Below are 14988 nucleotides of genomic sequence, written 5' to 3' on the forward strand. Positions count from 1 at the left end.
GCACACCCTTCCCGAACCTCCTCCATACGCCCGCACCCGCCTCTTTTGAACACGTTCACACGGGTGTTGGGGCCCCGGAAGGGCCAACAGGGGCACCTTCGTCCTCCGACGGGGCCGAATTCCTTGTGAAGAACTTCACGAACTTTTCCGGCGGACTCTCGCCGAGGGGCCCACGAGGGCCCTTCGGGTGTGCTCAAACGGGCATCCGGCCTGCTCAGCAGAGTGGAACCGGCAGCGACAACCGAGCGGCGGCCACCCCTGTCAGTGCGCTTCGAGCAGATGAACCGAGGCGATTGGCAGCACTTCCCGGCAACACTTCCCGGCAACACTTCCCGCAGGATCGGCGGCGTGGCCCGGGGAACCACGGACCACGACCACGGACCACGGACCACGGACCGTGGAAGCCCGGCGGCAGGTCCCGGCCCGGAGAGGTCCGCAGATCTTCGGAGACGAGATCGAGGAGGGCCGCCGGAGTGGGGCTCGGCACGGCCCACCGCAGGTGCCGGTGGCCACGGCCGGGGGAGGCGAAAGGCGTCGCGCGGCAGGGGCCGGGTCAGGTGAGGGACCAGGCGATGCCGTCGAGGATGTCGTGCTCGCTCACCACGACCTCCTCCGCGCCGATCCGCTCCATGATCGACAGCAGCACCAGAGCGCCCGCCGCGATCACGTCCACACGGCCCGGGTGCATCGAGGGGATCGCCGCTCGTTCGGCATGGGTGGAGTGCAGCAGCGACTCGGTGATCTCGCGGACGCGGTCGTGGGTGACGCGGGAGTGGTGGATGGCCGTGGAGTCGTACTCGGGAAGGTCCTGGGCGATCGCCGAGATCGTCGTGACCGAGCCGGCCAGGCCCACCAGCGTGTGCGCCTCCCGCAGCGGGACCGTCTGCTCGGCGAGGTCGAGGGCCGCCTCGATGTCGGCCCGTATCGCCGCGATCTGCGCCTCGGACGGCGGGTCGCTCACCGCCCCGTCCTGCACCAGGTGCCGCTCGGTCATCCGGACACAGCCGACGTCCACCGAGCGTGCCGCGCGCACCTGACCGTCGCCGACGACGAACTCGGTCGAGCCGCCGCCGATGTCCACCACGAGGTAGGGCTGGGCGAGGTCGTGGCGGCCGGTCAGTTCCTTCGTGGCGCCGGTGAAGGAGAACTCCGCCTCCTGGTCACCGGTGATGACCTCCGGCTCGACACCGAGGATGTCGAGCACCCCTCGTACGAACTCGTCCCGGTTCTCCGCGTCCCGGGAGGCGGAGGTGGCGACGAAACGCAGGCGCTCCGCGCCGTGCTCCTTGATGACCGCCGCGTACTCGCGGCAGGCGGCGAAGGTCCGTTCCAGCGCCTCGGGGGCGAGCCGCCCGGTGCGGTCGACGCCCTGGCCGAGTCGGACGATCGTCATACGGCGGTCCAGGTCGACCAGTTCACCGGTCGCCGGGTCCGCGTCGGCGACGAGGAGCCGGATGGAGTTCGTACCGCAGTCGATGGCGGCGACCCGGTTCACTTGGCCTCCTCCTGGACGGACCGACCGGACCGACCGGACCGACCGGATCGACCGGGCTGGACGGACTGCCCGGACTCGACGGACTCGACGGACTCGACGGACTGACCGGATGTCTCCTGAACCCGCGTGACACACGTCCCCTTGCGCCACCACTCCGGCAGCATCCCCAGCGCCTCGTCGCCCAGCGGGTTGACCCCGGGGCCGGCCGCCAGGGAGTGGGCGACCAGGACGTGCAGGCACTTCACCCGGTCCGGCATGCCGCCGGCGCTGGGGAAGCCCTTCAGCTCCTCGATCTCGTCGCGGCGCCGGATGTAGTCCTCGTGCGCGGCGCGGTAGGCGGCGGCGAGCACGGGGTCGGTCTCCAGCCGCTCGGTCATCTCCTTCATGACGCCGTTGGCCTCGAGGGTGCCGATCGCGGAGTTCGCCTTGGGGCACGTCAGGTAGTACAGCGTCGGGAAGGGCGTGCCGTCGGGGAGCCGGGGGGCCGTCTCGACCACGTCCGGCTCGCCGCACGGGCAGCGGTGCGCGATCGCGCGCAGACCGCGCGGCGGACGCCCGAGCTGCTGCTTGAAGGCCTCTACGTCCGCGTCGGTGGGCTCGGTGCGCGGAGTGGGCGGCGGGGGCGTTTGCATGCCTGTCTTTCTATCGGTCAGTTCACTGGTCGGAGGCGTCGGACTTGTCGACGCCGTCCCAGACGTTCGCGTACCAGGGGCGGTCGGCCGCCCCGAGGTCGGCGCGCGACTGCTTGGCCGCGTCCGGGCCGATGACGATGTAACCCGTCTCCCCCGGCATCACATAGTGCAGCCGCAACCGGATCTGCTGCTGCGCGTACGCGTCGTCCTGCCAGCGTGCCTTGAGGTCGCGCAGCTGCTCGACCCGCTGCCGGGCCTGCTCCTGCTGCTGCTCGAGGTCGGCGATCTCGGCGCGCTGGGAGACGTACTGCCTTATGGGATAGGCCAGGGCCACGATCAGCGTGCACAGGACCAGGGCGAGGAGCGCGGCCCGGCCGGTGAGCCGGGAGCGGCGGGCCTGCCGCTTGGTCTGGGAGCGGTAGACGCGGGCCGCGGTCTGCTCGCCGAGCAGCTTGATCCTGGTCGTGGTGGAGAAACGGTCCCGGTCCTTCACGGCCATGTTTCCCCGCCTCCCGTCTCACACGTGCGTACGTCCCCGCACACGGTACGGGACCGGTACGGGGACGTACGTACGACTGGCTAAGGCTTAACCCTGGTTGGGTCAGCCCTTGAAGCGCGGGAAGGCGCTGCGGCCGGCGTACACCGCGGCGTCGTCGAGGATCTCCTCGATGCGCAGCAGCTGGTTGTACTTGGCGACGCGGTCCGAGCGGGCCGGGGCACCGGTCTTGATCTGGCCGCAGTTCACGGCGACGGCGAGGTCGGCGATGGTGACGTCCTCGGTCTCGCCGGAGCGGTGGGACATCATGCACTTGAAGCCGTTGCGCTGGGCCATCTCGACGGCGTCCAGGGTCTCGGTCAGCGAGCCGATCTGGTTGACCTTGACGAGCAGGGCGTTGGCGGCGCCCTCCTCGATGCCGCGGGCCAGACGCTCCGGGTTGGTGACGAACAGGTCGTCGCCGACGAGCTGGACCTTGTCGCCGAGCTGGTCGGTGATGGTCTTCCAGCCGGCCCAGTCGTCCTCGAACAGCGGGTCCTCGATGGAGACGAGCGGGTAGTCCGCGACGAGCTCGGCGTAGTACTCCGTCATCTCGGCAGCGGAGCGCTCCTTGCCCTCGAAGAGGTAGACGCCGTCCTTGTAGAACTCGGAGGCGGCCACGTCGAGCGCGAGGCCGATCTGCTCGCCGGGGGTGTAACCGGCTTCCTTGACGGCCTCGAGGATGAGGTCGAGGGCGTCGCGGTTGGAGCCGAGGTTCGGGGCGAAGCCGCCCTCGTCGCCGAGGCCGGTGTTCAGGCCCTTGCGCTTCAGCACCTTCTTGAGGGTGTGGTAGATCTCGGCGCCCCAGCGCAGGGCCTCGGAGAAGGTCTCCGCGCCGATCGGGGCGATCATGAACTCCTGGATGTCCACGTTGGTGTCGGCGTGCGAGCCGCCGTTCAGGATGTTCATCATCGGCACCGGCAGCAGGTGCGCGTTCGGGCCGCCCAGGTAGCGGAAGAGCGGGAGGTCGCTGGCCTCGGAGGCGGCGTGGGCCACGGCGAGGGAGACGCCGAGGATGGCGTTGGCGCCGAGCGAGCCCTTGTTGTCGGTGGCGTCCAGGTCGAACATCGCCTGGTCGATCAGGCGCTGCTCGGTGGCGTCGTAGCCGACGAGCTCCGGGCCGATCTGCTCGATCACGGCGAGGACGGCCTTCTCGACACCCTTGCCGAGATAGCGGTTGGGGTCACCGTCGCGGAGCTCGATGGCCTCGAAGGCGCCCGTGGAGGCGCCGGACGGAACGGCGGCACGGCCGGTGCTGCCGTCGTCGAGGCCGACCTCGACCTCGACCGTGGGGTTGCCTCGGGAGTCCAGGATTTCCCGGGCTACGACGACGTCGATGGACGGCACGAGCATCTCCTTCTTCAATGTGACGCGGGTCGGCAGGACCGCGGTGGGTTCTGCGAGACGAGCCTAACCGGCTCCGGGCGATCGGCCAGCCGGTCGACCACCCGATGGACAGAACCGAGAGTAAATTGTTTCCGAACGGAACAAAGACATCCGGACAAAGGGGCCCGCGCGACAACGGGGCACGCACGAGAAAAGCCCCGCCCCGGTGCGTACGGGGGAAGACGCACCGGAGCGGGGAGCCCGTGGGGACGGGGGGTGACCCTCACGAGGCCTCCACTATGGAGGTCACGTACGTGAGGGCACTGTGGTTCGGCTACGAGCCGCGTATCACTTCAGGTGCAGCTGCTGGCCCGGGTAGATGAGGTTGGCGTCCTCGACGATGTCCTTGTTCAGCTCGAACAGCTTCGCCCAGCCGCCCTTGACGTCGTGCTCCTCGGCTATGGAGCTGAGGGTGTCACCCTTGACGACCTTGTACTCGCCGTCGCCCTTCTTGACCTTCTTGCCGGTCGGGGTGGTGACGGTCTTCTTCGCGGCCGGACGGTCCGCGGAACGGGACGCCTGCTGCTCGGTCGAACGCGTGGTGTCCGAGGAGCCGCTGTCCGAGCTGCCGGAGCCGCTGGAGCTGTTCGAGGAGGTGTCGGTGCTGCCGTTGTAGGCAGAGCTCGACAGGCCGGTGCCGCAGTTCGGCCAGGCGCCCTTGCCCTGGGCGGCGAGGACCTTCTCGGCGACCGCGATCTGCTGGGACTTGGAGGCCTGGTCGGCGGTGGAGGCGTACTGCGTGCCGCCGTACGCGGACCAGGTGGAGGCGGAGAACTGCAGACCGCCGTAGTAGCCGTTGCCGGTGTTGATGGACCAGTTGCCGCCGGACTCGCACTGGGCGACGGTGTCCCACTCGGAGGCGGTGGCGGCGGAGGCGTTGCCGGCCGCCATCAGCGGGGCGGCGACGGCGGCGCCGGTGACACCGGCGATGGCGATGGCACGGGTGGCCTTGGAAGGACGGCGGTGCTTGCCCTTGCCGGAAAACAGCATGGTGGATCCCCTCACCGACGCCTGCGAGGTGAGCTGTCGGGTTCGGGCCGGTTGAGTTGCCCGGCCACGTCCCTTGCGGGACATGGCTTCACCCCAAGCCGGAGCCAGCTTCAACTGCTGGTTCCGGCGCCTACCTTGGGTCCCCCGCTCCTGCCTACGGCGCTTGACGCGACGACTGTTCCCGGGCAGCCGCTGGCAGGATTCGGCGTTGCGGCGGCCGGGGCTCGCATTGGCGAGCGGTCCCGACCGTAGACACGCGATCCGCGGAATTTCAAAGACGATCAGGGCTTCTGAGACTCATCCCACACTTTCACCAAACCGGACATTCAGTGCGAAGTGCGGCGCTAACTCCCGCTAGTTTTGGCCCGATTCGGTACCGACAGTGAGGGTCTGACCGGGCACGATCACGCTCGGGTCGGCGCCGATCGCCTTCTTGTTCTCGGCATAGAGCTCACGCCACCCGCCCTGGAGGTCAAGGGAGTCGGCGATGGACGCGAGAGTGTCTCCGGCGCGGACGGTGTACGAGTCCGCGCGGGCGGCGTGACGACCGGCGGAGGTTCCGCTCTCGGCACCGGTGGCACCAGCGTCGGCGGCGGTCTCGTCAGCGGTCTCGTCGGCACTGTCGCCGCGATGCTTGCCCGCACCGAGGGCGCCGGTGTCGACGAGCGCCGAAGAGCCGCCCTCCCGCCAGGAGTTGTCCGAGTCGTCCTGGTTCGCCGCGGCTGTGGAATTACTGTCGGAGTCCTGTGAGTCACCGGAGTCCGAGCCGGAATCGGACGATGCGTCGGACTTGGCCGACTTGTCGGCCTTGCCGGACGAATTCGACCGGTCGTCGGAGTCGGACGGGGAAGGCGACGCGGACGACGAGGGCGCGTCCGAGGACGAGTCCGCCGACGACCCGGAGGAGTCGGACAAACCTGACGAGTCGGACGATTCATCCGCACCTGACGCCGCCCCGTCCGACACACCCGTGTCGACGTCGGCAGCCGCGGAGTCCTTGCTGAGCCCGTTGAGCAGGCCGCAGGTGGACCAGTAGCCGACACCCTGGTCCGCGAGGATCTTCTCGGCGACGGCTATCTGCTGGTTGCGGCTGGCCTGGTCGGCACGCGAGGCGTAGTCGAGGCCGCCGTACTGCTCCCAGTCCTCCTGGGCGATGTGGAGGCCGCCGTAGTACCCGTCACCCTCGTTCTCGCTCCAGGAGCCGCCCGTCTCGCAGTTCGCCACCTGGTCCCACGTGGTGCCGGTCGCCGCACTGGCGCCGGTGGCACCGAGGAGCGGGATCGCGATGGCGGAGCCGGTCACTCCGGCCGCAACGAGGATGGCCGGAGCCTGGCGGGGGCGACGATGGCGGCCGTTCCCGGAGAGCATGCGGAAACCTTTCACAAGACAACAGTGACCGGCGCGGCGGGTGAGGCTCGGCACCGCGCTGATCCGTGAACGTATAGGCAGTCGAACACTTGTCACAAGTTAATGCCGCGTAGATCACGTGAAGATCACAGAGTTGAGGGCGCGTCACCTTTACGCAGGTGAGAGAAGTCGACCACGCGGCGTGAACTCGACGGGCAACGTACGCAGTCCGCGCATGATGAGTCCGCCCCGCCACCGCAAATCGGCCGAATCCACCGCGAGTTGCAGGTCGGGGAGGCGGGTGAGAAGCGTGGCGAGCGCGGTCTGGCCCTCCAGTCGGGCGAGGGGGGCTCCAAGGCAGTAGTGGATACCGTGGCCGTATCCGAGGTGCTGGTTGTCGCGGCGGGAGAGGTCGAGGGTGTCCGGATCGGCGAACCGCTCCGGATCCCGGTCCGCTGCGGCGAGTACGACGAGGACGGGGTCGCCCACCGCGATGTCCTGCCCGCCGATGCTGAGCGGCCCGGTGGCGAACCTCCAGGTGGCGAGCTCGACGGGACCGTCGTAACGGAGGAGTTCCTCCACGCCGCTCTCGAGCAGCGCCGTGTCGTCGGCGGCGAGGGCCTTCTGGAGTCGGTCTCGCTGCTCGGGGTGGCTGAGGAGGGCGTAGGTGCCGTTTCCGATGAGATTGACGGTCGTCTCGAAACCTGCGAAGAGGAGGATGAAGGCCATGGCCGCGGCCTCGTTCTCGGTGAGGTGCTCGCCGTGGTCGGAAGCGCGGATGAGACCGGAGATGAGGTCCTCACCGGGCGTTGCCTCGGCGGAGAGAGCTTCGCGCTTGCGGTGGATGAGCTCGGCGAGATAGCCGCGCATCTTCTTCACCGACCGCGCCACACCGCCCCGCGGGCCTCCGCCGTGACGGATCATCATGCCCGCCCAGTCCCGGAAGTCGTCCTGGTCCTCGCGGGGGACGCCGAGCAGGTCGCAGATGGCGTAGATGGGGAGCGGAAAGGCGAAGTCGTGGATGAGATCGGCGCTGCCCTTGTCGACGAACTGGTCGATGAGTTGGTCGGTCAACTCCTGCACGCGGGGCGCGAACTCGGCGACGCGTCTCGGGGTGAACGCTTTGGAGACGAGCCGGCGAAGCCTCGTGTGGTCCGGCGGGTCGATGTTGAGCAGATGCGTCATCAGCTCGGCCTTGCGCTCGCCGGGGATGCCGGTCTTGCCCTTGGCGTGCGCGGGCTCGTCGTGGTGCGCCGGGTTCTTGGAGAGGCGCTGGTCGGCGAGGGCCTGCTTGGCGTCGACGTAGCGGGTGACCAGCCAGGCCTCCACGCCGCTGGGGAGTTCGGTTTTGTGGACGGGGGCGTTTTCGCGGAGCCAGGCGTAGGCGGGGTAGGGGTCCGTCGCGAACTCCCAGGTGAAGAGTTCCGGGGCAGGGCTGGTTGGGGCGGTCTGGTCGGTCACTCCTTGACGGTAGCTGGCTTCCCGGCGAGGGCCTTCCGATTGCCTCCCGGCTGGGCGCCCGGGTCAACTCCTCGTATCGCCTTCCCCCTCTCGCTTCCCTTCCGGCCCCGTCTCCGTCTCCGGCCCCGTCTCCGGCCCCGTCTCCGTCTGCCTGATCGCGTCCCGGTATGTCCGCGCCGCCGCCCGCAACGCCGCCTCCGGATCCACCCCCGCCGCTTCCGCACGGACCGCCAGCGCGAGCAGTTCGTAGCCGATGCCCTCGCCGGTCGGGAGCGGGACGTCCAGGCCTGCCGTGCGGACGCGTGAGGCCAGCTTCGCCGCCAGCGCGAGGCCCGGCTGGCCGAGGGGGACGCCGTCTGTCACCGATTCGCGGCGCTTCTCTATCTGCTTCGTGCGCAGCCAGTGTTCCTTGACCTCTTCGGGGGTCGTGGCCCTCTCGTCGCCGAAGACGTGCGGGTGGCGGTGGATGAGCTTGGTGACGATGCCGCCGGCGACGTCGTCGATGGAAAAGGGGGCGGCCCCGTCCTCCGGGCGGCCTTCCTCGGCGATGCGGGCGTGGAAGACGACCTGGAGCAGGACGTCGCCGAGTTCCTCGCGGAGTTCGTCGCGGTCGCCCTCCTCGATGGCCTCGACGAGTTCGTACGCCTCCTCGATGCCGTACTTCGCGAGGCCCTTGTGGGTCTGCTGGGAGGACCACGGGCACTCGGCGCGGATGCGGTCCATGACCTGGACGAGGTCGAGGAGGCGGGCGCCGGGGAGGTCGTAGGAGGCGGGGAGCAGCTCCAGGTCGGGCATGTGGACGCGGCCGGAGCCCGCGAGGCGTGCCAGGCCGTCCGTGAGGGTCGGCTCGCCCTCGCCGGTGGCGACCACGACGACGGTCTGTCCGCCGGCGCACGCGTCGACCAGTTCCTCGGCGGTCGGGGACGCCTCGTCGACCGTTATCCCCGCCTCGCGCAGGTAGGGCAGCTGCGGGTGGGCGCCGTCCGCGCACAGCACCCGCTCGGCGGCGTGCAGTGCCTGCCAGGCGGGCCAGGACAGCAGGCCTGGCGCGACGCGGTGGCTGGTGGTGAGGAGGACGATGCGGCCGGTGGCGGCTTCGGGGCTGGTTGCGTTCACGATTCGAAGCTAACGCACCCGGTCGGCGAAGCGATCAGGTTGTCCACAGGCCAGGGACGGCAGTGCGATCGTATGATCGCCGACCGTCCGTTCACAGGGACCGTCCGTTCACAGGGCCGGACACGATCGCGCCGTACCGTCACTTCTCCCGGCCCGGCCTTGCCCGCCCCGGCCCCGCCTCACGTCGTCTGCTGCGTCCCCGCGACCGTGACGTCCCGTACCCACGGCGTCTTCGTGTCGACGCGGCTGCTCTTCTCCACGTCCCAGGCGCCGTAGCGCGGGTTGAGGTCGACGTTCAGTTCCTTGGACGCCTTGGCCAGGGCGTTCCAGAAGGCGGGGTCGCCGGTGTCGGTGCCGAGGCCGGCCGCGAGCTTCTGGGCCTCCAGCTGGAGGCGGAGGTTCTCGTCGAGGCGCTCGGGGGCGATGCCGTACTGCTGCAGCCAGGCCGCTTCCAGTGCCTCGGAGCCGCCGGTCTGCTGCTCCAGGCCGCTGCGCATCTGCTGGATCTCCTTGCGGCTGACCGTCACGCCCGCGTCCTGGGCGGCGCGCTGCAGCACCCGCTCCAGGATCATGTTGTGCAGGGTGTCGCGGGAGAGGGTGCCGGTCTTGGCGATGGCCTGCTCGTACTGCGCGTCGTCCGGCACCGCCGCCCGCTGCGCCGCGCGCACCTCGTTCACCCGGTTCTCCAGCTGGGCGACGGTGATCCGCTGACCGCCGACGACGGCTGCCGCGCCGGGATGCGCATCGTTTCCGCAGGCGGTGAGAAGGGGGGCCGCGATGATCGCGGCGGAGAGGAGGAGCGCGGTGCGACGGCGGCGGTGCAAGGAAGCCTCCCGAGGAGTTTGTGCGGCGGTGCACAAGGTCTTGCGGTGATCGATGGTAGGCAGTGGGCAAGCTCTGGCCAACCCATTCGACCAACGATTCACCAGGACTTCGGGCACCGCCGCGCCTTCCCCGGGGCCTCGGCCGTCAGCCGGTGATCGCCACCGGGGCGTCCCAAGCGTCCCGGTCCACGGTGATCGTGTAGCCGCCGCGGCTCTCCTTGCTGTTGACCATGTACTGGTGGCCGCGGCTGTGATTCGTGAACTGGGTCGCCCCGAACGGCCAGTCCGCGGTCGTGGTGTTCTGCTTGTCCCACAGGGCGTACCACATGTTGCCGGGGAGATCGGTCTTGTCGGTGGCGTTCGCGATCGCCTTGGCGCTGGAGCTGGTGAAGCCGTAGTAGCCGGCGCGGTACGTCTTGGCGTGCAGGGCCTTGTCGAAGGCGCGCACGTAGGTGAGGACGGCGTCGTTGCACGCCTTGTTCGTGATGTCGTACGACTCCATGTCGAGGTAGACCGGGCTGCCCGCCTTCATGCCGAGCGCGGACGCCTTGGCCACGGCGTCGGCGGCGTCGCTCGCGCCGAGGGAGGCGGCGGTGCTCGCGGTGATCTTCTCGGGGCTGGAGCCCGTCTGGCAGGGCGGCTGGGCGCCGACGTAGATCGGGATGAGCTTCCAGCCGACGGTGCTGACCGACTTCACCCAGGAGGCGGTGAGGTTGGGCTGGGAGCAGCCCCTGTTCTTGCCGCCGACGTAGACGGCGGCGGCGCCGTAGAAGCCGGTGTGCCAGGCCTTCATCGCGGAGAGGGAGGGCGCGGCGCAGGTGTCGAAGGCGCGGCCGGTGTACGTGCGCTGCGCGGGCCAGGTCGTGGCGGCCGTGGAGGTCTGCGCGGCGATGCCGGCGCCGGCGACGACGGCGACTCCCGCGACACCCCACGTGAGGTGTCTGCGCTTCTTGGACTGACGATGACCGGACATGCGTGACCCCACCCCTGGTTGTGCGACGAGTTGCCTCAGGACGGGCGCGCGCAGGGGCGCGCGCCGCGCGTGAAGCGGATCGCAACCTAACCCGCACCGCTTACGCGTTCGGGAAACACCGCCCCCAGAGGCTCACAAGGATCTCTCAGGGCACGGCAAAATCTAGCCGCGCACCTGTCCGAGCCACTCCAGTGTCCGGCGGATCTCCGCCGCGAAGGGGTGCCCGGGTCCGTGCAGTCGCTCCGCGTCGTGCAGCAGCCGGACCAACGTGTCGTGGGCGGCGGCGCGGTCGCCGAGGGCGAGGAGGAGGTGGCCGATGCGGCGGCGGACGTCGTGGGCGAGCTCCGGGTCGCCGGCCACGTACTGGTTCTCGTAGTACGGCAGCAGCGCGCGGTACTCGGCGAGCGCCGCCGCCGGTTCGCCGAGCTGCTCCAGGCACTGGGCGGCCTCGTAGCGGAAGCGGAGCGACTGGGGGTCGGACTGGCCGGCCTCGGCGGCGCGTTCTTCGGCGAGGCGGCGCAGTTCGGGCAGCGCGCGCCGGTACTGGCCGTCGTCCATGAGGGTGGCCGCGTACTGCTTGCGCAGGGTGCGGACGACCGGGGAGTGCTCGCCGTGCTGTTCGGCGGCGGCGGGCAGGATCGCGCCGAGGATGTCGACGGCCTGGGTGATGCGGCCCTCGCCCAGGAGGCGCTTGACCTCGTCGACGGCCCGGGCGACGTCCGGCTTCTCGGCGGCGGGCGCCACGGGTGTGGCGGGGGCCGGCTGGGGCGCGGGCGTGCGCGCGCGGTCCGGCCAGGGGGCGTGCGGGCGCAGGAAGGGGCGGGTCGGGTCGAGGGGCGCTCCCGTGGGCATCCCGCGCGCGGGAAGGAGCAGCGCCAGGTCCTCGTACACGTCCTGCGCGGAGGCCGGGCGGTGCTGCGGGTCCTTGGCGAGCAGGCGCAGCACGAGCGCTTCCAGCGGCTCTGGCACTTCGGGGCGCAGCCGGCGCACCGGCAACGGGGGCTCGTACAGGTGCCGGTGCAGCACGCCGAGGGCCGTCGAGCCCGCGAACGGGACGTCTCCGCTGAGGAGTTCGTGCAGGAGTACGCCGAGGGCGTACAGGTCGGTGTACGGGCCGACGGCGCCGCCCATCGCCTGCTCGGGGGCCATGTAGGCGGGCGAGCCGATGGGCGAACCGGTGTGCGTGAGGCGGGTGGTGTCGGTGTCCATGACGGAGGCGACGCCGAGGTCGAGGACGGTGACCGTGCCGTCCTGCTTCACCATCACGTTGCGCGGCTTGAGGTCGCGGTGGACGATCGGCACGGCGTGCACGGCGCTCAGCACCGCGCACAGTTGCGCGGCGACCGCGACCGCCCACTGCCACGGGTACGGGTCGTGCTCGGCGAGGTGGTCGGAGAGGTCGGCGCCGTCGACGTACTGCATGACGAGGAACAGCTCCTCGCCCGCGCTGCCCGCGTCATGGACCGTGACCAGGCCGGGGTGGTCGACCTGCGCGGTCACCCGGCACTCGCGCACGAAGCGGCGGCGCAGCTCGTCGGCCTCCTGGCCGGCCACCTTGTCGGGGCGCAGCAGCTTGACCGCCACGCGCCGGTCGAGCCGCTGGTCGTAGGCCGTCCAGACCTGGCCCATGCCGCCCTGCCCGATGAGCATGGACAGTTCATAGCGGCCGGCGACGACACGCCCTGTCGTCACGCTCACCTTCCGCCCTCGTGGTTGCCGTCGTGGTGGCCGTCCTGTCGGCGCAGGTAGTCACTGAGCTCGTCGAGCTCGGCGCGCACCTGGTCGATGCGGGCGGGCGCGGGGCGCTGGGGCGGCGGGGTGGTGGGCAGGGGCGGCTGCGGCACGGGCGTCCGGGACATCGGGGGCGGTGTGTGCGGGGCCGGGGTCGGCTGGGGCGTCTGCGGCACGGTCGTCGCGGTGTACGGCGACGGCGACGACGCGGTGGGCTGCGGGTAGCCGTACGCCGGTGCGGGCGCGGGCTGTGGTGCGTAGGGGCCGTAGCGGAGCTGGTGGAAGTGGCGTACGTCCGCCGCGAGGTAGTACGCGGTCACCGCCACGAGCCCGCCGAGGAGCAGGGCCATCCCCGTCCAGCCACCCACGGTGTGGACCTCGTCGCCGGACTCGGTGCCGAGCAGCACGAGCGCGAGCACGTCGGCCACGAACGAGGCCACGAACAGGCCCCAGTCGAGCCCCTTGCGTGTGACGATCGCCAGGCGCAGCAGCATCGTCCAGGCCAGGATGCCGATGGTGAGGAACGACATCGCCACGAACAGCACGCGCAGGAAGACCAGCCACCCCGTCGGGGGCGGCTGCTTCACCGGCTGCGTGTAGCCGTGGCCATGCATGACAGCTCCTGGTGTCTGAGGTGGACGCACAAGGCGGCCGGCGTCGGGCAACGCCGGTCGCACGATTGTCGCTTCGAGCGTATAGGCCGACACGGACAAGCGGTCCTGGGTTGTACCGAACCGTTGTCATGCTGGTCACTCCGCTCACTCCTCTTCAGCCTGGCGCGACCGTCCCGTCCGTCAGGCCGTCGTACATTCCGCGCACGAGCTGCTCCCCGAGCCGGCCCGCCTGCCTGAGCGCCCGCTCGAAGTCGTCGAGGGCGCGGAAGCGCGCGCCGTAGCGCAGTTGCTCGTCGAGCGGGAGGCGCGGCAGCTGGAGGCGGCGCACGTCGAGGCGGGCGGCGGTGGACGCGTAACTGCTGGCCTGGCGGTTGTTGGCGGTGCCGCGCAGGAAGCCGGCGAGGAACCACGGGTCGAGCGCCGTGGGATCGGGGCGCAGGAGCACAAGGTTGCGCCCCAGGGCCGCGCCCGCCGTGGCGTCGTCGATCACGCGCGTCACGGAGCCGCCGCCGAGCACCGGCACCACGACGTCGCCCGCCGCCGTGAGGACGGCCTCCTCGTCGCTCTCGGGCAGCGTCCCCGAGGGGGCGGTTCCGGCGAGGACGTCGTGGTCGGTGAGGACGGGCACGCGCGCGTGGCCGCCGGTTCCGCCGGTACGCATCGCCAGGGCGCCCCCGCGCGCGAGTTCGCCGACGGTGGTGAGCGGCCAGCGCGCGGGCCGTGCGCCGGCCGCGGGCGGCGGGGTGAGGTCGGAGGTCAGGCGCAGGGTCTCGCCGAGGCGCTCGCGCACCGCGGTGAGCGCCTCGGCGCCGTCGGCCGCCGTCGCGGGCGGGAGGTGGCGGGCCGGGGCCAAGTCCACGTCGTCGTCGAGGAGTTCGATGACGGGCACGGAGCGCGCCAGGCCCGGCCGTTCGTCGAGACGACCGGCCTTGTCGAAGGCACGCCAGGCGTCGAGTACGGCCTCCCGCACCGACCGCCAGTCCGGCCCGCCACGTCCCTCGGTCGCGAACTGCCCCGCGTCGGCGAGCAGCACCTCGGGCTGCGCGGGCGCCTTCTCGGGGCGGCGCAGCACCCACAGGTGAAGCGGGATGTTGTTCGGCGGTGCCGCGCCGACCGGCAGTGCCAGGACGGCGCGCAGCGCGCCGCGGCGCAGCAGGTCGGCGCGGATACGGCGGCCGGAACGGCGGGAGGCCGCGGCGGGCGGCATGAGGAGGACGGCGGTGCCGCCGTCCTTGAGGCGGGCGAGCGCGTGCTGCACCCAGGCCAGCTCGGACTCGTTGCGCGCCGGGAAGCCGTACTCCCAGCGAGGGTCGTAGGCGAGTTCGTCGTGCCCCCAGTTGCGCTCGTTGAACGGCGGGTGGCACAGCACGACGTCGGCCTGCAGCCCGGGGTGGGCGTCGGCGCGCAGGGTGTCGCCGGCGGCGGCGCGCACGGTCACCCCGGCGTGCAGCGCGAGCCGGAGCGCGGTGAGCGCGGCGAGGTCGGGGGCGCTGTCCTGGGCGTACAGCTCCTGGTCGGGCCGCGGGGTCACGGCGCGCAGCAGGGCGCCGGTGCCGCAGGCCGGGTCGAGGACGGTGCGTGCGGGGCCGGCGAGGTCGGCCATGAGACCGGCGAGTTCGGCGGGGGTGAGCGTGTACTGGCGCGGGTTGGCGTCGAGGTGCCGGCCCAGCAGGAACTCGAACGTCTGGCGGGCCCCCAGCTCGGCGGCGAGCTCGGCGGCGCCGCGGAGGAGGGGGACGGAGGGGAGGAGGGCGGGGCCGCTCGGGGCGTGGAGGGCGGGGGTGGTGTTCACGGCGGGGGCGGTGATTGCGCGCGCGACGGATCTTAGGCGGCCCCCAGGATTTGCCGCCCCGCCGGGGGTTTCGCCCCCCCAGGCGTTTTCCC

The 14988-nt window shown here is 71.1% G+C and carries 13 protein-coding genes and 1 riboswitch; all 13 genes read right to left on the bottom strand.

Annotated elements, in window-relative coordinates:
* Window positions 1-553 precede the first annotated feature (553 nt).
* Complete coding sequence (locus tag ADK57_RS23435; RefSeq protein WP_053751485.1) at window positions 554-1495, bottom strand: Ppx/GppA phosphatase family protein; 942 nt, start codon at window positions 1493-1495, stop codon at window positions 554-556.
* Window positions 1492-2127 carry a DUF501 domain-containing protein gene (locus ADK57_RS23440; protein WP_234390388.1) on the bottom strand — a complete coding sequence of 212 codons (636 nt, stop codon included), beginning with the start codon at window positions 2125-2127 and terminating at the stop codon, window positions 1492-1494. Before ADK57_RS23440 ends, ADK57_RS23435 begins: the two co-directional genes overlap by 4 nt.
* 22 nt (window positions 2128-2149) lie before the next feature.
* Complete coding sequence (locus ADK57_RS23445) at window positions 2150-2626, bottom strand: FtsB family cell division protein (RefSeq protein WP_053751486.1); 477 nt, start codon at window positions 2624-2626, stop codon at window positions 2150-2152.
* Between the two features lie 102 nt (window positions 2627-2728).
* Window positions 2729-4009, bottom strand: coding sequence for a phosphopyruvate hydratase (gene eno, locus ADK57_RS23450; protein ID WP_420711886.1), 1281 nt, complete (start codon window positions 4007-4009; stop codon window positions 2729-2731).
* 327 nt (window positions 4010-4336) lie between these two features.
* Window positions 4337-5038 carry a transglycosylase family protein gene (locus tag ADK57_RS23455; RefSeq protein WP_053751488.1) on the bottom strand — a complete coding sequence of 234 codons (702 nt, stop codon included), beginning with the start codon at window positions 5036-5038 and terminating at the stop codon, window positions 4337-4339.
* A 3-nt stretch (window positions 5039-5041) separates the two neighbouring features.
* A riboswitch (cyclic di-AMP (ydaO/yuaA leader) is annotated at window positions 5042-5210 on the bottom strand.
* A gap of 182 nt (window positions 5211-5392) precedes the next feature.
* On the bottom strand, window positions 5393-6406 hold the full coding sequence (locus ADK57_RS23460) for a transglycosylase family protein (RefSeq protein WP_053751489.1): 1014 nt from the start codon (window positions 6404-6406) through the stop codon (window positions 5393-5395).
* A gap of 150 nt (window positions 6407-6556) precedes the next feature.
* Window positions 6557-7846, bottom strand: a complete 1290-nt coding sequence (locus tag ADK57_RS23465) for a cytochrome P450 family protein (RefSeq protein WP_053751490.1) — start codon at window positions 7844-7846, stop codon at window positions 6557-6559.
* A 63-nt stretch (window positions 7847-7909) separates the two neighbouring features.
* On the bottom strand, window positions 7910-8962 hold the full coding sequence (locus tag ADK57_RS23470) for a nucleoside triphosphate pyrophosphohydrolase (protein WP_053751491.1): 1053 nt from the start codon (window positions 8960-8962) through the stop codon (window positions 7910-7912).
* A gap of 179 nt (window positions 8963-9141) precedes the next feature.
* Window positions 9142-9786: a SurA N-terminal domain-containing protein gene (locus ADK57_RS23475; RefSeq protein ID WP_053751492.1), complete on the bottom strand. Its 645-nt coding sequence runs from the start codon at window positions 9784-9786 to the stop codon at window positions 9142-9144.
* 145 nt (window positions 9787-9931) lie between these two features.
* On the bottom strand, window positions 9932-10759 hold the full coding sequence (locus ADK57_RS23480) for a glycoside hydrolase domain-containing protein (protein WP_053751493.1): 828 nt from the start codon (window positions 10757-10759) through the stop codon (window positions 9932-9934).
* Window positions 10760-10921: 162 nt separating this feature from the next.
* The gene (locus tag ADK57_RS23485) at window positions 10922-12409 is read right to left on the bottom strand and encodes a serine/threonine-protein kinase (RefSeq protein ID WP_199830665.1); all 1488 of its coding nucleotides are present in this window, start codon (window positions 12407-12409) and stop codon (window positions 10922-10924) included.
* A gap of 44 nt (window positions 12410-12453) precedes the next feature.
* On the bottom strand, window positions 12454-13104 hold the full coding sequence (locus tag ADK57_RS23490; protein ID WP_053751495.1) for a hypothetical protein: 651 nt from the start codon (window positions 13102-13104) through the stop codon (window positions 12454-12456).
* A gap of 154 nt (window positions 13105-13258) precedes the next feature.
* Window positions 13259-14988, bottom strand: a 1730-nt coding sequence (locus ADK57_RS23495; protein ID WP_053751507.1) for an N-6 DNA methylase, incomplete at its 5' end; no start/stop codon positions are given.

The sequence above is a fragment of the Streptomyces sp. MMG1533 genome, from assembly GCF_001279775.1.
GTDB lineage: Bacteria > Actinomycetota > Actinomycetes > Streptomycetales > Streptomycetaceae > Streptomyces.

Excerpts from the sequence above, each read along its gene's own strand:
- ADK57_RS23440 (WP_234390388.1), bottom strand. The coding sequence starts at position 2,127 with ATGCAAACGCCCCCGCCGCCCACTCCGCGCACCGAGCCCACCGACGCG.
- ADK57_RS23445 (WP_053751486.1), bottom strand. The coding sequence starts at position 2,626 with ATGGCCGTGAAGGACCGGGACCGTTTCTCCACCACGACCAGGATCAAG.
- ADK57_RS23455 (WP_053751488.1), bottom strand. The coding sequence starts at position 5,038 with ATGCTGTTTTCCGGCAAGGGCAAGCACCGCCGTCCTTCCAAGGCCACC.
- ADK57_RS23460 (WP_053751489.1), bottom strand. The coding sequence starts at position 6,406 with ATGCTCTCCGGGAACGGCCGCCATCGTCGCCCCCGCCAGGCTCCGGCC.
- ADK57_RS23480 (WP_053751493.1), bottom strand. The coding sequence starts at position 10,759 with ATGTCCGGTCATCGTCAGTCCAAGAAGCGCAGACACCTCACGTGGGGT.
- ADK57_RS23485 (WP_199830665.1), bottom strand. The coding sequence starts at position 12,409 with ATGCTCATCGGGCAGGGCGGCATGGGCCAGGTCTGGACGGCCTACGAC.
- ADK57_RS23490 (WP_053751495.1), bottom strand. The coding sequence starts at position 13,104 with ATGCATGGCCACGGCTACACGCAGCCGGTGAAGCAGCCGCCCCCGACG.